Genomic DNA, 22307 nt, shown 5'->3' on the forward strand with positions numbered 1-22307 from the left:
GTCCCTCGGCAAAACCACGGCTTGATCCTGTCTCGCACCGTCGATACGCTGTCATTTCCAACAGAAGGACTTTAAAATGGCTACTGGAACAGTCAAATGGTTCAATTCGCAAAAGGGTTTCGGATTTATTCAGCCCGATAGCGGCGATGCAGATGTGTTCGTACATATCTCCGCAGTTGAGCGCGCAGGATTGCGCGGACTCAACGACGGACAGAAGATCAGCTACGAAATCGTGCAGGACAAAAGAACTGGCAAAATGTCGGCTGATCAGTTGAGCGTTAGTTGACCGCTCTACAGGCTGTCGCGAAGCGCAGCCTCCGTTCAAGCTGGACCAGAGTGCAGCACTGACAGATCGTCTGCTGCCGCGAATGGAACCACACTCGGCTCCAAGCGGCGATCAGCCCGTTTTGCAGGAATATGCCCAAGTGTCGTCGCCTGAGAAATCGGCCCTCCGGCTGCACACACCATCCGCGAAAGGGCCTCAACAGCGGCCATTCGTTTCTGATGAGAAAATTGCGATTCAGTTTTGATGGCCGCATCTACAGTGACGGCTTGATTAGCGCTCCTTCCAGTCCTTCGGAGCATCGATATTTGCAGAGGCGAGATCCAGTTCAAGCTTGGTGTCGCCGTCGTCTGCGATGACGCCCACCGTGAATGCGCCCACGGCGGTTGCTTCGAACGACACGGAAAACGACCCTGGGCGAATTTTAACGCGATAAGCGTTCGGTTCGAATGTGTCGTGAAGGAAAAAATAAGCATAAGCGCCTTTCAGGGGCCTTCTGTCGGTGGCCTTGAGTGTAAAAATCACCTTTTGCCAACGAGGATTCAAATCCGACGGCGAAACCTTGGCAGAGAGTGCCCTGGACGGATTGGATTCCTGCCCGCCAAACCGCCCCTTTTGCGGGTCATCGACAATGGTGGGTGCCGGAAGCAATGCCCGGATCTCGTGCATGGATGGTTCAATTTTCTCTAGAGCGTCTTTGGAGCCGGGCTCGCTCGGTGCTCCTGGCGAAACAGGGCCATTTTCCAACTTGGCGAGGAGTTCGGAAATCTGTACGGACAGCGCGCCAATCTGTTTTCGCGTTTGTTCGAAGCTTTCGCTCCGGGCGGCTTGGGCCCTCGTTTCCATCTGGTCGATGAGTTCGATCGGGTTGGAAACCTCTACGCTGCCCCCGTCCTTGGAAAAATTGACTTTGCTCAAGAGAGGCAGCGCGACGCAAACGCTGGCGAAACCCAATAGCGCAATGAATTGCCAGGTGGGCTCCCGAAAATCCCGAGTGACGAGAAGAACGAGAAAACTGAACGTTAGCGTGGCAATACTCAGGAGCGCATATGACGCGATGCGATATCGACGCAGTTCTTCGCGTACGAATGCTGCGCGCAATGTCGTCCAATCGTTATCCTTGAACTTTTTCTGCTCTGACATATTATTCCCCCAAACAATTGCATCAATGATCCGCTAACCTGCTGCACGGTGCAGGGCGGTAGGAGTTCATTTCGCCGACAGTGATACTGCCCCGACCTGATCAACCTCGGATTGTCCAAACTTGCCTCGAATTGTTGCTGCCGCGCCCGCTGTGGCCGACCCCCCTGAAGACCCTGGCGAGCCATTTGCCCCAGGCTGACCGGAACGGCCCGCCGAACCGCAGAATCCCGATGTGTTTCCTTCTGCCCCTGGCCGACCACCATTGCCTCCGGACCCGCCAAGGCCTGGCGCTCCCTGACTTCCCCCCAGCGATTTGACCTCTACGGTTGCTGCTGGATCTGACTGATCGAATTCCAGCCTGACGGTGCCCGCCATGCCGCCGGATCCGGCATTTCCTCCGTTACCGCCCTTACCGCCGCTTCCTCCGTCACCGCCGCGCCCCGGACCGCGGCGGCAGTCGAAAATTCCCGTGACCGCGGACGCGCCTTTGGATCCATCACCGCCACGGCCACCAGTGCCTCCATCACCGCCCCGGCCGCCGTTCTGCCCAAGATTGTCAACCACCATCTGGCCGCGGAAAACTTTCGCTTGCAAGGAGATTTCCCCGGCCGATCGACCCGGCATTCCAGTCGCTCCGTCCCCTCCCGTTGCGCCGCCTTCGCCGCTTTGTCCTTCTCCACGACCATTGTCACCGTCGGCGCCATTGCTTCCGTTGGCAACCGGCGGGGCGATGCCACCACCCTCGTCAAAGCTGACAATGTGCGTATTGGCACTTTCGATTTCGGCTGCTTCGATGGCCAGACCAAACCCATTGGTGACTATTCTGGCAGGCAGTCTGCACGATACCGGGCCGCTTTTGACCGTAATAGGTGCTGTGAGCTTGAAGAGTTCGCCGCCCCGGCAAATCTGATCGGCCGATAGCAGTTCGGTACGTTCTTTTGGGGCAGCACTTCCTGTTGCCGTCACCAATTCCGGTTGGGTGATACGGATGGGGATTTTCTCTTGTTTGAAGTGTCCGAACTTGTCGGTCGCTGTGAGGGCGATATTCAAAACCTGATTATCAAGTCCGGCCAATGGAGCTGTAACATCCAAGGTCTTGTCAACGCTCGCGCGCACTCCATCAACAGTCCAAACCAAGTTGGGGAGCTGTTTGTCGAAGGTAACAGACTGGCTGGCATCAAGCTTAATGGCTGCGCCGGACACGAGTGTCGTCGGGTGCGGCTGTATAAAAATTTCCGGGGCGGTAGGCGCCAAGGCCTGTAGAAGCACACTGGCGATCGCCGTCTTGTTGCAGCCCGCCTCGCCAAAAACCAGTTTCCGCCAGTAAGGGCAGTCAGCATCATCTGTTGCTGCAAGTTGTATGAGATAAAACCCTTGCGTCGGGGCTTTCCACGCCCACTGCCGACCCGCGCAAGTCGGGCCGCCTGTGGCGCAGGGATCGGCCTCGGCATCTGAAACTGCGGACCATCTGAGCGCCAGCTTCTCACTGACCCCATCAGGATCGAAGGTTTGATCGGCGAAGAACACAAGCTTCTCGCCTACCGGAATAGTAGCGGTGACCCCCGGAGGTGCATTCATACCATTTGGTGCACCTGCAGCCGAAAAGATAACGCCGTTGCCAACGAAAACGCGAATTCCGACCGAAGGGGGCGTATTGTCTTTGAAAACAGTTGATGTAAACGTCAGAACGCCAGTGGCGAGCACGCCGAGAAGTGCAAATAGTGGCACAATCAAAGAAGACATGAATGCGCCTCGTTTGCTGCCCGGTTGTTGAGTTGCGCCTTTGCTTTCTCCGGCTTCCGGCTCGCTCTTATCCCCCATGCCAATTCCCTCCCCAATCTGATACCCGCTGAGTTTGCGGCCCCGTTGATGGCCATAGTACCCTCAAACTCAGGCTGTACTTAATCCTCTTCCTCGCCTGATGAGCTATTCAGTTTTTTCGAATCCGGCCATGTGTGCAAACACCTCGACCCGCTTCCTCCGCAGACTGCCAACAGTGTATTTCTTGAGCCACGAATCATCGGGCGTAAGGAATGCGCTGAAGCCCGTCTTTGACGTATCCCCCCGACCAGGATGGCGGCTCATCACTTCCTGCACCGAACGAAAATAATAGTGAAAGAAAAGTCTGTTGAACTCGGTGAAATAAATATCCGCCGTCCGGAGGTCACCGCGGATGATCAACATGTTTTCATCATTACTGGTCGTCGAGGGCTCACTGAAATTAGCTGAGCCCGTAACTACAATGGGATCGGCGCTGAGCGGATCTCTTAACAGAAACTTTGAGTGAATGAAGCTCACATGCTGGTTCAAGCCGAGACGGCCCGCAGACGTCTCCTTTGCCCAGCGATGCAGCGGTTCGCGGAGAAAGCTGCCCCAAGCTTCATATACATTGTTACGCGAATTGAGCGCCACGAAGGGTGTCGTGCTGCTTGAATTTGGTCTGTCTTCCTTTTCGAGCAAGAAGAATGCCAGATGGCTGCTTACGCTGTTGTCAGCCAGGCGCTCCTTGAAAACTTTGCTGATCCCGAACGCAAGCGTGATACAGGCAAGACGTTCGGCGCTGTCGAGCAATTGAGCGTACAGCTCCAGCATGCCCGTGCCAGCGCGGGGACTGAAGACCGGTGTCACGCCGAGGGGGATGTCGCTGATCGTAGCTGGTGTTTTATTAATCCCGCCCACACTTCGGCGCAGCTCGGCCGTCTTCCTGGCACTGTCCGGGTCATCCTTGCCTTTGCTCCCGGGATCATAAGCGAGAAGTCGCCAGTAGTCACGAAAGGCAGTGGCAATGTCGGGGTTGCGTAACCAGTGACCGACATTGGTCTGCCCGTGGATACCGCCGATGGAAAGATTGGTAGATCCCGTCCACACGGCGTTGGGTTTTGCGTCGTCGCCATTGCCCTCCAGCCAGACCATGAACTTGTTGTGTTGAATATTGCTAGGCTGGGCCTCCCGAAGGATAATTGCATCGTCAGGAAAGCCTTGCCTCTGAACGAGTTCCAGGTTTTCGGTCCGCGGAAAGCTTTGTTTGATTATCTCGCCGGTGATCTTGTCGCGTATCTCGTTCTTCTTTGCATCGATGATGATGCGTACCTTGACTTGGTCATCAATCGCCTTTTTCAGGGCCACGGCGACCGGCTCGTAACGGAACTCGTAGAAGCAACAAAGCAGGGTGTCGCCGCGTTTCGCCTGGCCGATGAATTTTAAGAGCGCCTCATCGAGATCGCGGCTTAACCAATCGAGAGCTTGTTGCCGCTTTGGTTCTTCAAGATCGTCGGGTCGGCGGTTGCCGAATTCCCGCTTGTAGGCTTGGCTGCTGGCAACTCCACGGTTGAAGAACACATCGTGTTCGAGCTTGGAGAAGAGGAGTTCGGTGCGAACCGCGATCGGGATTGGCGGTTCGGTGCGATCGATATTCTTGGGTTTACCTTTCAGCGGATAGAACAGGTATTCATAGGCGCGGCCGGGTTTGGCCGTGAAATCGTCGTGAACGAAGCTCTGCACCGGGTGGTTGAACGTTGTAACCAAAGTGGTCTCATCTGGAATGGGAACGATTTCTTCGAACACTTTGAAACCATAAAGGAAATAGCGCTCGTTCTCTTCCAGATCAATGCGTTCAATGGCGAAGCCAAGAAGATGAGCTGTGTCGGCGCTGTCGAAGTCGATCGCAAACGAGACGGTGTTGGTGCCGGTCACGGCGAAGATCTGATAGCCGCCAATCTTTTCTGATTTGAACCGCATGCCTAGCTCTCCCCGACTTAAAAAAATCCGACGCGCTGAAAATTGCGCCTTCCTTCAGTTGCTATTCCCGGCCTTCAGAAGGCTATATCTTCCGGACCGCGAATGGGCCTTGCCGATGCCATCGCGGTTGTTTCTACGCTTCCCATTCTGTCCATCGTTTTCAGATCGCCGAAATCCAGGCCCGTCAAATCCTCGATGAGTGATATCGGACGTTGGAAGACGCGGGCTTCATCCACGGTGTAAGGATTGTATCTTGTGCTCTCAAACAACGGGGCAATGTTCCTCGATTGCTCAATAACGAAACCCGTCACCGAGGCGCTGTCGTCTGGCCGCTTGAAGACAGCGATCTTCCAGAAGGACCAGAGTATCTGCCAGGGGCCACCCATTAAGCCTTCACCGTAGAAATCGTCATCTGGCCGAAGAATGGGTCCGGTCATGACACTGACCTTGTGATCGCGCTCTTCGGCGCGCGCCAATACAAAATCTTCGAGATTGCCCCAAACCTCGCTGTTGTAGACATGCTCCTGCGGTGCCGAATTGGTATAATGAAACGTATCGCTCCCGGCCCTGTCCGCTACGGACTGCGGCCCCCAGACCGGATCAAGTCGCCTCACAAGATGACCCCGATCGATCTGGATACCTTTGCCGGGAACAATTCCGTAGACTTCGGCCAACGTCTGTTGGTTTGCTGGCAACCGGCTGTCGCGCCGCCAACTGGGTGACGCGGCAGACTTTAGCTCTTTGCCGTTGATGTTGACTGCGGTCCACGCCGCAAGACGACGCTCGACGTTCATGGCAAGACTGAAATGCGTGTAGTTAAAAACCTTGGCGCCGGTATCCTCGTTGATGGCAAGCGTTCCCCTGAACTCGCGTTTGGGTTTCGGCAGGGGAACGACCAGATCCTGCCCCAGGAAATCCGGTTTGTAGCCCATGAATTCAGCAAAAGCCGGATCCGAAAACCGGGTGCTCTCGAAGGCCGGAGCCTCGGGCACATTGGGTAGAGTCTCCCACTTCTGTGGGGTTGCGTCGATCCTGGCAGAATGGGGCTGATACGTGACGCGCGGTTCATGGGCAAGCATTGCCATAATCCTTGCCGCGTCCGCATTGAAAGGGGCCGCGCGCTGCAAATGCGCCCAGATCGCGCTGATGCGAATGCCCTCGTTAGCGATCCATTTCTTTGCATCCTCACCGTCCGCTTCGGTCCAGATTTTGTCATTTCGGTTGAGGGGATTGCCGTATCTGTCGAGGTCAACAACGGCGAGATGGTGGACGGCAACGAGATCCCATTGATCGTTAAAAATTGGTGAGCCCGAAGATCCCAATTCGGTATCGGCCGTATAATGAATGAACGCCGGATTGATGTTCGGAAATTTCTTTTCATCAAGGACGATGATGCGGTTTTCCCGCACAACGACTTGCTTGGTACCGCCACCGGGATGCTGGATAATCGAGACATGCTCACCGGCGAGCCCTTTGCCGCTCATCGGGATCAGCGGAAGCACGCCGAAATCGGTAATCGGTGTTCCGTCGTGGGCCATAGGGGAGATCGCTACGACGGTGAAGTCGAGTTCGGCGCTGGTGTAAAAGGCTTCGATCGGCGCGAAAGGGAAGATGCGGCCGCGGCGTTCAACAAAGTTCCTGTCCAGTTCATAGCCGAATTCGGCGAGACTGCGGCTTGCGGTTTCAGGATCAGGCAGGACATGGTTGTTCGTCACCAGCAAGCTCGATGTTACAAGAAATCCTGTGGCATAGTCTGGAGGGGTTGCTGGCATGCCGAGGGTCTTGATGCGACATACGGCTTTTGCCACTTCGAGCCCGCGCTCGAAGAAGTTGGTGCTTACGATGTCACGCTTACCGAGCAGGCGCTCAATAGCGTTCGGATCCTTGCGGTTGATACGATCAAACCGGACGGCAATACGCTCAGGAGACTCATTACTCAACATCTTCGCAGCAGCGGCTGCGTCAGCTGTCAGACCCTCTTTGGTCTTATCGAGATTTTTCTGCTGCTTGATCGCTTCCTTGGCGGCAGTTGCAAGTTCAAGCGGATTTGTTGATTCCGGCGTTTCATCGATATGTGCCACGACAGCCCCCATTAATTTTCTGCACGGATGAATCAGGCGAGTGAAATGCGCGGATGAAATTCCATGTCCCGCACGTCGCTATCGGTCGAGGATCTGGTTGAGCACTGCCGCAAGGCGAAGCGCGGCGAGCGTCAGCTCACGGTCTAGCAGCGGCTGCACGCGCTGCTGGTATGTCTGATCAATAACCAGTCTCGAAGAACCGTCCACCGGGGTCGGGAGCAGGGCGTAGGCTTGCTGACCCGCCTTGTGGCATTCCTCTGTCCAGTTACTGATGTGATCTAATCTCGTGTCAGGGCTCAGGCCGGGCATCACGGACGTTTCCAGTTCATCAGCGTACGCCCCCCAACTGAAAGTGTGCGCCTCGATCAGGGTTTCGTCCCAGAGCTTGTGGAAACTGATCTCATCATTGAGCGGTTTCCCGTCGGGGCCCTTGCCCTGAAAGGTGACGGCCAAGCCGTTGCCGCCGCCATCGTTGTTGCGTTCGGCGCAATGAAGCGGCTGATGAATATCACCGATGAGATGGACAACGAATTTCAGAGCGCTCTCGCGCGCGCTCATCGAGGCGCTAGCATCGGTAAGGACGTTAACCTCGCGAGTGAGCGCGGCAGTGATACAATCACCTTCAGCCTGCTTCTCGCAGTTGGCCGGCGTACCCCCACCGTCTTGCGCAATGTCGATGTCGACGAAGTGCCAGCGGCGTGTCTTTTCGCCGCCGAAGACAAACTTGTAGTCATCAGCCCAACTTGAAATCGACGCGAGCGAAACGCCGGAGCCCAGCAGCGCTGCAATCGAGGACTGAGCCTTGGGCGTCAACCTCCTTTGGGCAAGTTCGGCAACGATGGAATGCCCGTCAGGTCCCCAGGCCAAGGCACCGTTTGCCCAGGACATGGAGATCAACGCGACCACTGTCAATTTGAACGTTCCCACTCTTTATCTTCTCCATTATTTTTTGAAATCTGCCGCTGCTTTCGGCCAAACACGGATTTGGTTGTGCAACGCAGACTCTAGCTCTGAAACGGAATGGTCCGACCTGGCTGCCGTGCCTGTTCTTTCGTGTAAGAGACCCCATGAACCTTGATGCCCTGCGCATTGATCAAGGTAATGAGCCCGCCCTTGTTGGAAAGTGCCACCGGAGCTTTCACCTCGACAACCTGGGTCGCGCCGGCAGCAATCGATCCACCAAGGTCCATCGCATTCTTCTGCTTGTCCTTGATCTGCCACCCGGTGAGGTCAATGGATACATCCGCAGTATTCAGCAGTGTCACCGTTTCATGTTCAGGTGTCTTCACGTCATTGACATAGGCGGCGATGATGCGCACCAACCCGTCTGGCACCTCGAAATCGGGGATGCGGTCGCGATCGACTGGCGCATGCGGCCTGCCCGGGTGATCGCCTTGCTGGGGAATGATGAGCGATCCGTTTCCATCGTCCGAGTGCCAGGCCTGCGTTTGAAATTTCAGGAAGACGCCGACCCATTGCTGCTCGCGGGGAAACTCGAAGATCAGTCCGCCATCCTGCCATGGCCCGTTCTGCGAGGCAAACCTTCCGGGAGGGTTGCCCTGGTTGAAATGAATATCGTGAATGCCCCGTCCGGGCTTGAACCCGAAGTACTTGTCGGCCTTGTCTTGCTCCGGTCCCCACGTCTCGCCGAAGGCGTAGATCATCGCGTCCTCGTCTGACATGGCACGCTGGACATAGGCATCGATCTTCTCATTGAGGTCATTGTCAGGACCAACTGCCGAGAGCGGCAACGGCACAAGTTCCCAAGGTTGCATCAGGTTACCGCGGATGAAATCCAGCGCGACGCCTCCCGGCTGGCTCGGCGTCTTGTGCAGCCCCTCAGACAACTCCACAAGGAGATCGGTGATCGGATGCTCGAATCGCGACCGGACGAGGAACTCGACTTCGCTGCCATCCTGCGAACGGACATTGATCGCGATGCGGTGCAGGGTGCCATTTTCCGACACGAGGACCTGGTAATGCGGACTTGCGCCGGATGCCAGACGATTATTGATCGGTCGGCCCTTGAGCACAGCGTAGTTGTCGAGTGGCATGATATCCTCCGTGTCAATTCTTACGAGATATTTCTATCCGACGATTGTCGGCACATGTTCAGAAGGCGAGGGGGTGCTGTCGCTACCTGCGGCCAGCACAGCCGCTCGGCAGCGCCATCGCCGTCTTGCTTGCATGGTCGGTATTCACATAATCACCAAGATCGATTTGGAGGCCAATAAACAGATCAAGTGCCCTGCGGGCCGCCTTTCCAGGCATTCCGCCGGCGATGGTTGCACATTTAAATGAAATCTCTGCGACAGCAGGCGGGAAATCAGTCGTCTCGAAGTACCAGAGCGTCAGCGTGAAATCCCCGGTGACATTCTCACTGAGCCTGACTTGTGCGCCTTTGCTGACATATTCATGAATGACGGGACCGCCGATCAATGAACTCTCTCTTGCGAGTGTATTCGGCGCCTTGAGGTTTTCGGCAAGGGTTGGGAAAAGCGCCCGTAACACCGCCGTTGTCCGGTCCATTTCCTGCCAAGCATGAACTAGCGTGGTCGACAGCGAAAAGCGGCTGCGAATGGAATGCTTCGACGGAAACACAACCGGCGTGCCCGGAACGGATGGAATGACCTCAAGCGGAGCAATGTCCTCCTCGAACTTTATCTCGCCTTGACCGGCCGCGCCCGGTAGTGGCGTCGACGCGACCACGAAATAATCTTCCGTTCGTAGCTTAAGGGTTATCTCAGGTACCCCGGATTTCGCTTGGGCTCGGGTGCGCAAGGCGAAGTCGGAGCCGGTCAAAGTGCAGTTCGGCGTATCCCAAAAGCGGATGATACGCTCTTTCGGGGTGCCAAACGATCCCACGGCGCGGGACTCACCATTCTCGCGCTTCTTCAGCCGGCACTCGATAATGGGCATTATCCGGTCGCGCCAGAACGTGTTTGCTCTGGGCTCTGCGAACCAGCTGGGATTCAACAGCAGCTTATATTCGCGCGCGTCGAGATTGTGTCGCATGATTCCTCCCCCTGGAATCTGCAAGAACTATAGCGGATGACGTCGAACCATTCAGAACCAAATGAACTTGACTAAGAGAGCACGATCCCTGATCTGCCACAATAAACCAGAAAGGATTAGGCTGCGACGCGGAAGCCATTGCCAAAACCTTCCGGGCCATCTGTGCGCAGCCGGTTGCCGATGATGGTGTGACGTTTGATGTCCCCTCGTTGACGGCGGCCTGGGATTTGCGCGCATACGCGGTGATCTTCTGAAATGGCTCGGCGTTCGTCAGGGGAGGGGGCAAGATAGGTAAGGTCAGCCATGGAGCGCCATATTTGATCGCCGACACGCCTCGGATATCTGAGGGATTTCGATCCCTTCTCGGGGTCGACCAGGACGTTGCGAAGCTATGTCTTCATCCTGACGCACCAGAATAGGGGCGGTAGTAACATCCCTCCCTTCAGGCGTCCCCCGGCTGTTCAAGCCGCACGTAGCTGGAACGAAACGATTGCCGTCGTCGGCGACTGGACCGTCCCCGACGTAACATGGTCCAAGAAACACGGCTGGCACTTCCATTTGCAGGTCGCAGTGGCGATGCTGACAGAGGATGAGGCAACCGCTGAGGCGGGGCTGAGGGACGGCAGATCGTCAACGTGGGGAGAAGGGGGGCGGAAAAGCGGCACAAAGCTCAATTGGATCATCTGTTGCCAATCGGCAACGCGCGCCCTTATCAATGCCTTAGTTCCTCACCACCCAAGTCAATGTGCGTTGTAGCCCAAGCAGGCCCGATCGCCTGCCCCCTATACTGGGACGTTCAACGTGGCCGATCGAATAGCTTCGGCTGATTGCCGATTAGCGCATACCAGGAGGAATACCCCGAGTTACTATAAGCCAAGAGCGGATATATGCGACCAGATGACGACGGACCAGAGTTTGACGAGGGGCCGTATTTCACATCAGTTTGGCCATATTTGATTGTCTTCGTAATGATAATCGCGATCGCCTTTTGGATTTGGTTCGACAGGCGGACTAAATGGTGTTGGTTCACTGGACACCAAAGCACGAACGGAAGAAGGGCCGAGTTGGCTTGCAGACCAAACTCCGAAGACGTCAATAGGAAAAACGGCGAGAGGCTTTGAGAGTCCTGTTACTCGTTGGCATGACCCAGCAAAACCTTGGAGCCGCAATTGGCGTTTCATATGTGCAGATTCAACAGGACGAAAATGGCAAGAATCGCGCGGCGTGCCGGCGATAACAGTTATCACGGCGACAGTCTTAGCTACGACGCAACGGGAAGCGATAGCGGCTCGTGCAGTCGGTCAGCGCCTATTTCAAAGAGATTTTCCACCCGTTTAGCCTCCCAAGGCAACGTGGCTGTCGTCGGACCCGTTTCGACGGCAGCCACTTCTCGCTGCATTACAAGACGGTTCGGCGAAGCGGCTAGAGCAACCTGTGCACCGAAACGGGTTGTCAGATGACAGTCGCGACCATGTCCTTGTCGAGCTTTCGGCTTTGCGCTGTCTCGCTCGATGCCTCTTTCAGGAGTCAGAGGGATTCAGAACGAAAGCGCGAACAGGCTGTCGCGATTTTCGACCTGCTAGAAAACAACACCTTTGTTCCAGTTGGCCATGGCGGTGGCCCCTACCGCCTGGGCCTCACATTGATGGATGGGCGCCTTGTCTTGACCGTCACCACTGAGAAAGACGTGCCCATCCTTTGTCACCATTTGTCGCTCACTCCGTTCCGACGGCTGCTCAAGGATTACAGACTAGTTTGCGACAGCTACTCCGACGCCGTGGTGCGCAAGGTCCCAGAGAGGCTTGAAGCTATCGATATGGGACGCCGGGCCATCCACGACGAAGCCTCCGAATTGCTGAGAAAGCGCCTCAAATCCAAGGTCGATATGGATCAGGGAACTGCCCGACGGCTGTTTACCTTGGTCGATATCCTGATCACACAAGACGTAGCGTATCGAGCACATCGAACGTGAGACGAAACGTATATCCCTGTCCGCGAGGAGGGGAGAAAGCGGGCGAGCGCCGTTCTACAGGGATTGGCGGGACGTCGAGGCCATCATAGCATCGAGGTCGTTTGAGCCAGCGCTCGCAACTGGTGCAACGCGGCTTTATCGCGCTGACCGGCCAGGTTCAGCGGTTCCAGTCTGTTCATCCTCATGATCCGTTTCGGCAGATACCTCGTCCTCCAGCATCTGAATTTTATCGGCAGCGGCATGAACGAAATGGCACCATATCTTTGCAAGGTTGTCTGCGGCATTGCGGTATGTCTCGTCGACATCCTGTTCATTCATCAGCTCAAGAACTTCGTTAAAATCACGCTGCCCTTTTTGAATGACTGCGCGCAAACGTTTGGCGTGATCGAGACTTAGCCCAGGTCGGTCGAGAGCCTGAGGCACCTCCTCCACCAGCCGTTTTACAAGATCCGCGTGTCCTCGAAGTCTTGGGATCCAGTCAATCGACATCGTTTCATTCCCCAAACGTTTTGCCGCACCTTCAGCCACTAAAGAAAAGCCGGAATGATGGCAACTTGTAAAGCGGCGGTGCTTTTGAGGTTGTTCCCGCTGGCAGACTGCTCTTGGGATAAGACACCATTGTTGAAGGATTCGATCAGAAAGTCGTTGTTGCCCACGTTCGGCTTCTCCCTAGCGAAGGTTTTCTGGATAATTCACCACCATTGGAGGGCTATCGATTGACTTGGAAGGGACATAATCTGCTGGATAGATCCGCGCCCCTATCTATCGCATGTGAAAGATAGCGCGCGTACACGAATCTGACCGTATGTCCGCCTTTCGGCCTAAAGTTCGCGGTTGAGTCATGCTTTTCAGCGGGAGTTAAAATAGAAACGTCCATTTGCGAGAAGTTTCGTAAACCGGTGAGTCAGGCTTTTGGAAGTCGTTGCAACCATGTACGTGCAGCCGATATTCTGAGCCTGTCGCGACGTCGGGATCTCATTGCGAAAGCGAGACATGGGCCATATTTGCGTTTGACACGACCGCGTCGTCCGATAAGGATATTATCCTCACGGAAGCGCAGTGTGCCCTCCATGCCAATCGAGATGATCATGGGCAAATATCGAGACCATCGCGAGCCACGCCGGCATCGGCATGACGATAACCTCATTTCCTTTTTGGAACGGACGTCCGAGCCAAGCTACTTTCAGCGTTCGCCGACTATGACCACAGATCCTGTCGAGGCGGAGGTGATATGGTTCAACGCCAGCAAGGGTTTTGGCTTCGTCAAACTGTCGGATAGCACGGAGGCCTATCTGCACATCCGACAGTTGGAGGCAGCCGGAAGCCGCGGTGTTTCCGAGGGGACGCGTCTCAAGGTCACGGTCGAAGAAAGTCAAAGAGGCCATCAGGTCGTGCAAGTCCTGGAAATCGGCCAACCGATTGCTAAAACGCCGGCACATACGCACCGCGCGGGCGAGGCCACTGCCGAGACAGGTGACCAGCTGGAGAGCGCGGGCACCGTCAAGTGGTACGATCCCGAGAAGGGCTTCGGCTTCATTGCTCCCGATAACGGTGAGAAAGACGTCTTCGTCCATGCCACAGCGCTGACCGGCTCAGGGCTCAGCCTGTTGGTGGAGGGACAGAAGGTTGTTGTTGAATGCGGGCAGGGCAAGAAAGGCCTGGAAGTCCGGAGCATTCGCCTGGGCTAGTTTTCCTGCAGGCGCGGCAATTGGGTGCGAGTGTGCTTACCGGCAACTTCCGGAATTTCGACTATCTTTTCCAGATCATTCCAACCGGGCGCGTCATTCTGTACCGATCTCCTGCAGCGCCACAATGAGGCGGAAGGCAAGACACTGCTGTCGGCGACCCAGGCTATTTTGTCGAGCTTCAATTCAATGATTGTGAAGATGGGCGATGTGCCGACGCTAGTGAGCTTGCCGGCGCGTTTGCTTAGTGCTTATGGGAACTCCTGAGAATGACCCGCTTGCCGCGGGAACAAACCCAATGGAGGGAAAGAAATGGACAACAGCGAACTGCTAGCCAGGCTTAAGGTCAGACGGTCTACCGCAATAACTGCGATGTTAAAGAGCGGAGAGAATGACAAATCGCTTATTGCACTCAGTGGAATACAGGGATCGATCAGCGCCATCGAAGCATACATGGCGGAAAAAGCGGAACCAACCGGGTCGTCTTGGAACGATCCGGACTTTCAGCTTGCTTAGCGGGCGGCATAAATGAGGCGATGGTCAGTTGGCTGCGGCAACAGGCCTGCGATCGCACCAGCTTTGAGGATCGCGTAACATGGGGGCGGAAAGAAGCGATGTGGCTTCCAAACCCGTCGCTAAGATAATGCCAGAAAGCGAACCCGAGCTTTTTGCAGATCTTCATCAGCCGTAGCCATGGTATCGGGCGCAAGACGGAAGTATCGGCTGACCGGACGCTTGCATTCCACGCGAAGGATGATTCTGGATGCTCAACTGGATTTTGCCACTTGCCGCGTATCTATTCTTCGCAACATGGCGACGCGAGTTCTCAAATCCCTGACCCATTGAGTTCTTGGGCATCGCGAAACCCTGGCACACGAAGCACGTGATCCTGTCAATCGCAGTTGAAATCGAGCGCTGCTCTTGCGGACACGAACCGATTCATAACGACCTTGAACTCAGGTGAAGTAAAGTCAAGGGCATTGCCGTGCCGACTGCTCGCCGGCGGCGACGGCGTCCTCGAAGTGGTCGAGAATGACGCGGGCGAGGACTATGGGGCGGCACGTGGCATCCCCACTGCACTGCAGCGACTTAAGGAACTTGTCGCCGGCGGTATAGCAGCACGGTGTCAGCTGAAAAGTATGCCCCCGGTGACGTCGTCACCGGGGGGCATATGTCCCCTTTTGCGGTGGTTGATTATCCGGCGTCGGGGCTTAGAGCGCCGTTCTTAAAGCATCTTGGCGACCAAAACCGCGAACGCAACTCCTCTGGCCAATACGCTCAGATATTTGATGGGACACGAGTGGCAAGACCACGCTGCTTCGTCGTCATCATCCAGATCGTCATACTCGGAGAGGTCGTTCATATGCACGGTCGGTTCCTGTTGCGATCACCACCATTAAGCCTGATGCCTATCATTCGTGACCAACAGGATTGTGACCAGAAATATACTTTCAATGTTCGACCGTTGCCTAAAACTTCTTTGCGATCGAGTTCACTGCGAATTCATAAAGTAGTCCGGTGGCGACGTTTGCCAAACTGACGTTGCGTTGAGGTCTAAGAACGCGGGGCGTCCAGCTCGATCCTCATCCATTGGCGTAGCGCTTCGACGTCGGAGCGGCTGCTGACGGCAGGCGCGCAGACGAAATGGTAGATGTCGCCGGGCAGGACGTGGTGGAAAGGCTGAACCAGCAGGCCCGAGGCGAGGGTGTCCGCCGCCAGTACCAAACTGACAATCGCCACACCCTGTCCGGCGATGGCCGCCTGCATGGCGTGCAAGCCGTTGGAAAAGTGCAGACCGGCGGTGGTGTTCACGCCACTGATACCAGCTCCCGCGCACCAGCGCGGCCAGTCCGGCAGTGGCCGCGGTGCGGTGCGGCCATCGACATGAATGAGCGCGACCCGACGGATGTCTTCAAGATCAACAATATTCAATCGAGGACTGCACACCGGGGCGAATGTGTCGATCCTGAGAGAGGTTGCTTCGACACCTGCGAATGGCCCCTTGCCATAACGTATCGCCACGTCAATCTCGCCCGGCTGCAATTTCACGATCGTTTCGGAAGCGTGCAGGCGCAGATCGAGTTCCGGCAGAACATGGCGGATTTCGGCCAGGCGCGGAACGAGCCAATGGCTAAGAAAAGCCGTGGTCGCGGAAAGCGTCAAAGCTTTTCGGTTATCGATTTCGCGAAGACGGGCGACTGATCGGCGGATGTCGGCGAAGCCGGACACTGTCGCCTCATAGAGCTCCTTGCCCTTGGATGTGAGACTTACGCTGCGCGGTGTTCGATCGAGCACGCGCACTCCAAGATATTCTTCAAGCTGGCGGATCTGATGACTAATGGCCGTGGGCGTGACGAACAGTTCCGCCGCCGCCGCTTTGAAACTGCTGAGGCGAGCGGTGGCTTCGAAAGCGCGAAGAGCCGTCAGGGGCGGCATGTCTGATCCTGTCATGATGAATCCATTTCATCTTAGACATGAGAAAAGCGATTTTGAAACCTCGCTGTCACCAGCATATCCTGTGCGACACAAGCGACTTCCACTCATCTCACAAGGACAAATTATGGTCAATCTCACCGCAGGACTGGTCGACGTTTTTGCCGACACGCCGCTGAACGGCAATCCTCTCGCCGTGGTCGAAGGAGCCGACCACCTCGAGGATGACGTTCTGCGCCGCATCGCGCGCGAATTCAATCAGTCGGAAACAACCTTTGTCTTGCAAAGTGACCGTGCGGACTGGAGGCTCAGGTCATTCACCGCCAGTGGAGCAGAGGTTTTCGGAGCCGGCCACAACGCTCTGGGCGCCTGGTTATGGCTTGGATACGACGGTCAGCTCGGTGAGCTGACGACACCGAAAACATTCCGGCAGGAGATCGGCGACGAAATATTGCCCATCACGATCGAAGCGCGCGAGGGCCGCATCCATGGCCGGATGAAGCAAGCGCCCCTGAGGGTGTTACCTCCGCTGAGCTCATTGGATGCTCTGGGGGAGGCACTTGGGTTGAAAACTGCCGACCTTTTCTCGGATCCAGCGCCACGCGCCGCTGATACTGGCGCTGCCCATCTCATGGTCCGGGCGCGCGATCGGCAATGCGTCGATCGCGCCGAACCTTCGGCAGCAAAGCTGATCCAGGTGCTCGGTCTTGCAGGCGCGCAGGGGTGCTATCTTTATGCATTTGATGCCGCCTCTCCGACGACCGCTTACGCTCGCTTCTTCAACCCCGCGATGGGACTTTGGGAAGACTCGGCAACCGGAACGGCGGCGGGGCCTTTGTGCGCATATTTGGGATCGATCGGTTTGCTGACAAACGGAAACAACCTGTTGATCGAACAGGGCACCCGCATGGGGCGGAAAAGTTTTCTGCAGGTGCGACTTGACCCTGACCCCGAACTTTCTGGCTCAGGTGTCGTGGTGTTGCGCGGTATGCTGCATCTGTGATGCACAATAGCAACGCAGGCGGGGTCTGCATTGGTTCAGAACATCAGCTCTGCCGCACGTGCTCTCGAGTCGGCTTTATCAAAAGGCCCAATCATCGCTCGTCGGAACGCAAGATTACTCGCGTTTTAGGTCAACGAGTACACCAGCATGATCGTTTCCGATCACGTCGATCGCATGCGGCGGCTTCAGCGCGTGCGGAAGAGGGGCTCTTGTAAAATGATGTGACAATGCTGCCGAAATTGGCATGAACTTTCTCAGTCAGCTGGAAAATGAGATCAAAAATGTTATCAATCTTGCTCTCAAAAATCTACGCTTGGCCTGCCATGCTTCTCACTGAAGCGCGGAACGGGGGATAGGCGGGACGAACGATGCTTGTTTTGACTCCCGAGGCTACGTCGAGTGCAACTCAGGAGACTCAAAATGCATCCATATTTTCAAGCAAGTTCATATCGCGCCAAAGCGTCATTAATGGCCCGCGCAGGTTACTTCCTGAAATCCACAGCACTTGGATTTCTATGCATAGTTGGTGCGCCTCTCACTTTGAGCGCGTCCCAGGCAGTTGCCCAGACCCCTTCCGGTACTCTCGTTGTGGCAAAATATATCAGTGATCTGATCACGCTGGATCCTGCGGAAGTTTATGAAGCAACCGGGGGGGAGGTGGTCAATAACGTTTATGAGCGTTTGATAACGTTCGATCCATCGGACTTTACAAAGCCAATAGGCGGAGCAGCTGAGTCATGGACGATTTCCGATGACGGTCTTACATTTACGTTCAAGATACGCGACGGTTTATATTTTTCTTCCGGACGCAGCCTGACCGCGGAAGATGCCGCCTTTTCGCTGCAACGTGTGCTGCGCCTCGGCAAGACTCCGGTTTTCTACCTGACGCAGTTCGGATGGTCGAAGGACAACATAGATCACCACGTTAGCCAGCTTGACGAGAAAACGCTCGTCCTCAAGCTCGACAAGCCTTACGCCCCGGACCTGTTCCTGAAGGTTCTTTCATCTACGGTTTCGTCAGTCGTAGACAAGCAGGAAGTCCTGAAGCATCAGAGCGATGGTGATCTGGGTTACGGCTGGCTAAAGAAAAACACAGCGGGTTCCGGGCCGTATCAGCTTGCCGGGTGGACCCCAAATGAGGCCGTTGTTCTTGCGGCTAACCCGCATTTCAAGCGCGAAAGCGTGCCGCTGAAGAATGTCGTCCTGCGCCATATTCCGGAAGCGGCAACCCAGCGTCTTTTGCTCGAGAAGGGTGATGTGGATATCGCCCGCAATCTTAGCGCTGACCAAATACAGGCGCTTTCGACGAACGCAGATATAACGATCATCTCGACACCCAAGACAGACGTGAACTATATCGCGCTCAATCAGGGGGTAGAGCCGCTGGGCGATGCCAAAGTACAGCAAGCCTTGCGGTGGGCGATCGACTATGACGGTATAACCAAGAACATCCTCAAGGGGCAGGCAACTGTTCATCAGAGTTTTTGGGGAAGCGGCTCGGGCGGCTCCCTGGACGAAACGCCCTACACGCTTGACATTGCGAAAGCAAAGGCGCTGCTCGAGGCAGCAGGCTATAAGGACGGCTTCAAGCTCAAGCTCGACGTATCCAGTCGCTCGCCCGACAGAGAAGTCAGCCAGTCACTGCAGTCCACCTTCGGTTTGGCAGGTGTCACCGTGGAGTTGAACACGCTCGACCGCGCGCAGCTGCAGACAAGGTTTCGTGGACGTCAGCACGATGCCGTGTTCTTTGGATGGTCGCCTGATTACCTTGACGTCCACGCCAGCGCGTCATTCTTTACGATCAACGATGACGACAGCGAAAACTCCATTAACAAGAACGCGGCCTGGCGCGATCACTGGCTTGTCCCGGAGCTGACCAAAAAAACGTTGTCGGGCCTGACCGAGGCCAATGCCGCAAAGCGTTCCACAATCTACCTCGATCTCCAGAAAGAGGTGCGCGACAACTCGCCATTCATCGTCATTTACCAGCAGCTTGGACAAGTGCCGGTGCGGGCAAATGTGAAGGGGTTTGTGCCCGGCCCCAGCTGGGATACGCCAGCCTACTGGCGCACCAGCAAGAGCTGATCTCGCAGGCATGCCGGGCTAGTCCCGGCATCGCTTTCCTTCGACATTTCCGCAATCCACGAGAACAGCATGGCACGGCGAAACAAGCTCATACTCGGTGCATTTCTTCAGACTCCAGGCCAGCACACGGCAGGCTGGCGATATCCACGGGCGAACGCCGAAGCAAGTCTTGACATTGACGCGCAGATTGCCTTCGCCAGGACGGCTGAACGAGGACTGTTTCACGCGATCTTCATCGCCGATACGCTTCCTTTTCCGGTCAATCTCAATGATGAGACGCTCAGCTACAGTGCAAGGGTCGTCGATTTCGAGCCGATAACGCTGCTTTCGGCTTTGGCCGTTGCAACGAACCGGATTGGCCTGGTCGGCACGGTAACCACCACCTATCATGAACCATACAGCGTTGCGCGTCAGTTGGCGTCGCTCGATTACCTAAGCAAGGGCCGAGCGGGATGGAACGTGGTGACTTCTTCCAATTCTGCAGAGGCTTTCAACTACGGCAAACGCGAACATCCGTTGCATTCGCTTCGTTATGTTCGGGCGAGGGAATTCGTCGAGATCGTCAAGGGTTTATGGGATAGCTGGGATGACGACGCTTTTCTGTTCGACAAGGCAGGCGGCAAGTTTTTTATTCCTGAAAAAATGCATGTTCTCAATCATCAAAGCGCGCAGTTCAATATACGGGGTCCGCTCGGCGTCGCCCGCCCGCCCCAGGGACATCCGGTGATCGTGCAAGCCGGGTCCTCCGATGCGGGACGAAACGCAGCGGCCAGTTTCGCTGACGTTATCTTTACCGCACAATCGGACTTGGCGGGCGCGATTGCATTTTATGACGATGTCCGGGCGCGAACGTCGGCCGCCGGTCGCGACCCCGACCATGTGGCAATTCTGCCAGGAGTGACTCCGGTCGTCGCCCCGACGCGGAGCGAAGCGGAGGACAAGTACGCACAGTTGCAGGATCTTATTCATCCTGTAGCCGGTGTCGCAATGCTTTCTGGCGCGGCGGGAGCGGACCTGTCGAAATACTCGATCGACGGTCCTTTGCCAGACGTGCCCCCGACGGAGGGTGACAAGACACGGCAGGAACTGCTGGTGGCTCATGCCAGACAAACCGGAAAGAGCATCCGCGATCTCTATCGATGGCTCGCCTCCGGTTATAACACGGTGGTTGGAACGCCGGCGGACATCGCGGACCATTTCGAACATTGGTTCAGAAACGGCGCTGCCGATGGCTTCAATGTGCGGTTTTCTTATCTGCCGGGCGATCTTGACGATTTTGTCGATCTGGTCGTTCCGGAACTCCAGCGCAGGGGTCTTTACCACGACACGTATGAAGGGGTGACGCTGCGCGACAATCTCCAAATACCGCGTCCCCACAGCCGCTACCGCCGCGATTAAACAAGAGACCCGGAACTCGAACGTAGAGATAGCTGAAGGCCAAATGCTCAAGAAACCGATTTTCTTCAATCTGTTTGAAATGAACAATCGCACAGGCGATACTCACGGTCTGTGGAGACACCCCGACAGCCGGCACCATGAGTACAATGATATCAACTTCTGGGTGACAATCGCGCGCAAGATCGAAGAGGGAGGTTTCACCGCACTTTTTCTCGGCGATTTCTTCGGTGCGTCTGACGTTTACAAAGGCTCGTCAGAGACAACGATCCGCCATGCCATGCAATTTCCCTCCAATGATCCATCACTGCTCATTCCATCCATGGCTCAGGCCACGACAAGCCTCGGTTTTGTGACCACGATTTCGACGACCTACGAACATCCCTTCCATGTTGCCCGGCGGCTCTCCACCCTCGATCATCTGACAAACGGCCGCATCGGCCTCAACGTCGTGACGTCTTATATTGCCAGTGCCGCCCGCTATTTCGGGCTGAGCGAGCCGATCGCGCACGACCGCAGATACGCCATCGCCGATGAGTTTCTGTCGGTTTGCTATAAACTGTGGGAAGCGAGCTGGGAGGATGGCGCGGTCAAGTTCGACGTGGCAAACAACATCCATATCGACCCCGCGCGGGTTCACGACATCAACCATCAGGGCGATGTCTTTAAAGTTGCCGGTCCGCATGTGTGTGAGCCATCACCGCAGCGTACGCCTGTGATCTTTCAGGCTGGAAGCTCGAAAGCCGGACGCGACTTTGCCGCCCGGCACGCGGAATGTGTCTTTGTGCAAGGCCGAACACTGGCCGCGGTCAAGGAGAATGTCGCCGCCATCCGCAGGCGCGCCGTTGATTTTGGTCGTGCTCCGCAGGATATCCTGATCTTCCACCAGCAGACTGCCATCGTTGCACCCACGCGAGCAGAAGCGCGCGAGCAATTCGAGGATTATGCACGATACCGCTCCCCGGAATCGGCGCTTGCGCAATACTGCGGCTCGTCCGGCTACGATCTGTCCGCCCTCGATCCGGATGCTATCCTGACCTACACCCCGACGGAAGCGAACCAGTCGCGCGCTGCACAGTATACGACCCAGTCCGACCGGTCTTTCCGGGTATGGGAGGTCATTGACGATGTCGGGCGTTTCGGAAGCGGTATTCTGGTCGGCACCCCAATCGACATCGCGGACCGGTTGGAATCGATCGTAGATGAAACCGGTCTGGACGGGTTCAATCTAAACTCCATCGTCACGCCCACTACGATTTTCGAATTCGTCGACCAGGTCATTCCGGAACTGCGCAACCGGGGACGTATCGCGGAGCGCCGGTCAACGTTTCGCGAGACGCTGTTCGGAAAAGGACGCTCCCACGCAATAAACGCTTCGCGTCTTGCTCACTGAACCTTGCCGATAGTCCGTAAGCGGCCGTGTCAAATCCTGCTGGCAGACAAACCAACCGAGACAGGAGCGGCTTCTAACCGC

At 56.0% G+C, this 22307-nt stretch carries 17 protein-coding genes; 7 read left to right on the forward strand and 10 right to left on the reverse strand.

The features are described from left to right. Positions 1-76: 76 nt before the first annotated feature. Positions 77-286, forward strand: coding sequence for a cold-shock protein (locus LB462_RS14735; RefSeq protein WP_224509073.1), 210 nt, complete (start codon positions 77-79; stop codon positions 284-286). Positions 287-556: 270 nt separating this feature from the next. Here LB462_RS14735 and LB462_RS14740 read toward each other — a convergent pair whose 3' ends face one another. The 7 genes from LB462_RS14740 to LB462_RS14770 all read right to left on the reverse strand — a co-directional run bounded on the left by LB462_RS14740 (position 557) and on the right by LB462_RS14770 (position 10260). Then, on the reverse strand, positions 557-1426 hold the full coding sequence (locus tag LB462_RS14740; RefSeq protein WP_224509074.1) for a pYEATS domain-containing protein: 870 nt from the start codon (positions 1424-1426) through the stop codon (positions 557-559). 66 nt (positions 1427-1492) lie between these two features. Further along, positions 1493-3169 (reverse strand): hypothetical protein, encoded by a 1677-nt coding sequence (locus tag LB462_RS14745; RefSeq protein WP_224509076.1) that lies wholly within the window; start codon positions 3167-3169, stop codon positions 1493-1495. Positions 3170-3352: 183 nt separating this feature from the next. Continuing rightward, a complete protein-coding gene (locus LB462_RS14750) occupies positions 3353-5164 on the reverse strand; it encodes a phospholipase D-like domain-containing protein (protein WP_224509079.1) in 1812 nt (603 codons plus the stop codon). Between the two features lie 74 nt (positions 5165-5238). After that, positions 5239-7245, reverse strand: coding sequence for a DNA/RNA non-specific endonuclease (locus LB462_RS14755; protein ID WP_224509081.1), 2007 nt, complete (start codon positions 7243-7245; stop codon positions 5239-5241). 78 nt (positions 7246-7323) lie between these two features. Continuing rightward, positions 7324-8172 carry a S1/P1 nuclease gene (locus LB462_RS14760; RefSeq protein WP_224509083.1) on the reverse strand — a complete coding sequence of 283 codons (849 nt, stop codon included), beginning with the start codon at positions 8170-8172 and terminating at the stop codon, positions 7324-7326. 77 nt (positions 8173-8249) lie between these two features. After that, positions 8250-9299, reverse strand: a complete 1050-nt coding sequence (locus LB462_RS14765; RefSeq protein WP_224509085.1) for a DUF2278 family protein — start codon at positions 9297-9299, stop codon at positions 8250-8252. An 82-nt stretch (positions 9300-9381) separates the two neighbouring features. Next, the gene (locus LB462_RS14770) at positions 9382-10260 is read right to left on the reverse strand and encodes a hypothetical protein (RefSeq protein ID WP_224509088.1); all 879 of its coding nucleotides are present in this window, start codon (positions 10258-10260) and stop codon (positions 9382-9384) included. Between the two features lie 1456 nt (positions 10261-11716). Between LB462_RS14770 and LB462_RS14775 the strand changes: the two genes are divergently transcribed. Continuing rightward, positions 11717-12232 carry a UPF0262 family protein gene (locus tag LB462_RS14775; protein ID WP_224509090.1) on the forward strand — a complete coding sequence of 172 codons (516 nt, stop codon included), beginning with the start codon at positions 11717-11719 and terminating at the stop codon, positions 12230-12232. Between the two features lie 135 nt (positions 12233-12367). On the opposite strand, the gene LB462_RS14780 is transcribed toward LB462_RS14775, so the two are convergent. Together LB462_RS14780 and LB462_RS31210 are read right to left on the reverse strand one after the other, a co-directional pair. Continuing rightward, the gene (locus LB462_RS14780) at positions 12368-12760 is read right to left on the reverse strand and encodes a hypothetical protein (protein WP_224509092.1); all 393 of its coding nucleotides are present in this window, start codon (positions 12758-12760) and stop codon (positions 12368-12370) included. Further along, positions 12760-12888 carry a hypothetical protein gene (locus tag LB462_RS31210; RefSeq protein WP_255626589.1) on the reverse strand — a complete coding sequence of 43 codons (129 nt, stop codon included), beginning with the start codon at positions 12886-12888 and terminating at the stop codon, positions 12760-12762. The genes LB462_RS14780 and LB462_RS31210 overlap by 1 nt, the downstream gene beginning before the upstream one ends. Before the next feature lie 432 nt (positions 12889-13320). Here LB462_RS31210 and LB462_RS31335 point away from each other — a divergent pair, with 432 nt between their 5' ends. Beyond that, the gene (locus LB462_RS31335) at positions 13321-13920 is read left to right on the forward strand and encodes a cold-shock protein (RefSeq protein ID WP_304610447.1); all 600 of its coding nucleotides are present in this window, start codon (positions 13321-13323) and stop codon (positions 13918-13920) included. Between the two features lie 1551 nt (positions 13921-15471). On the opposite strand, the gene LB462_RS14795 is transcribed toward LB462_RS31335, so the two are convergent. After that, positions 15472-16368, reverse strand: a complete 897-nt coding sequence (locus tag LB462_RS14795; RefSeq protein ID WP_224509095.1) for a LysR substrate-binding domain-containing protein — start codon at positions 16366-16368, stop codon at positions 15472-15474. A gap of 109 nt (positions 16369-16477) precedes the next feature. On the opposite strand from LB462_RS14795, the gene LB462_RS14800 reads away from it, so the two are divergent. From LB462_RS14800 to LB462_RS14815, 4 genes are all read left to right on the forward strand, one after another. Continuing rightward, on the forward strand, positions 16478-17353 hold the full coding sequence (locus LB462_RS14800) for a PhzF family phenazine biosynthesis protein (protein ID WP_224509098.1): 876 nt from the start codon (positions 16478-16480) through the stop codon (positions 17351-17353). Between the two features lie 420 nt (positions 17354-17773). Continuing rightward, complete coding sequence (locus LB462_RS14805; RefSeq protein ID WP_224509101.1) at positions 17774-19438, forward strand: ABC transporter substrate-binding protein; 1665 nt, start codon at positions 17774-17776, stop codon at positions 19436-19438. A gap of 69 nt (positions 19439-19507) precedes the next feature. Beyond that, positions 19508-20836, forward strand: coding sequence for an LLM class flavin-dependent oxidoreductase (locus tag LB462_RS14810; RefSeq protein ID WP_224509104.1), 1329 nt, complete (start codon positions 19508-19510; stop codon positions 20834-20836). A 43-nt stretch (positions 20837-20879) separates the two neighbouring features. Then, complete coding sequence (locus LB462_RS14815; protein WP_224509107.1) at positions 20880-22226, forward strand: LLM class flavin-dependent oxidoreductase; 1347 nt, start codon at positions 20880-20882, stop codon at positions 22224-22226. Positions 22227-22307: the final 81 nt, after the last annotated feature.

It is taken from the genome of Phyllobacterium chamaecytisi (assembly GCF_020164455.1).
Classification (GTDB): Bacteria; Pseudomonadota; Alphaproteobacteria; order Rhizobiales; family Rhizobiaceae; genus Phyllobacterium; species Phyllobacterium chamaecytisi.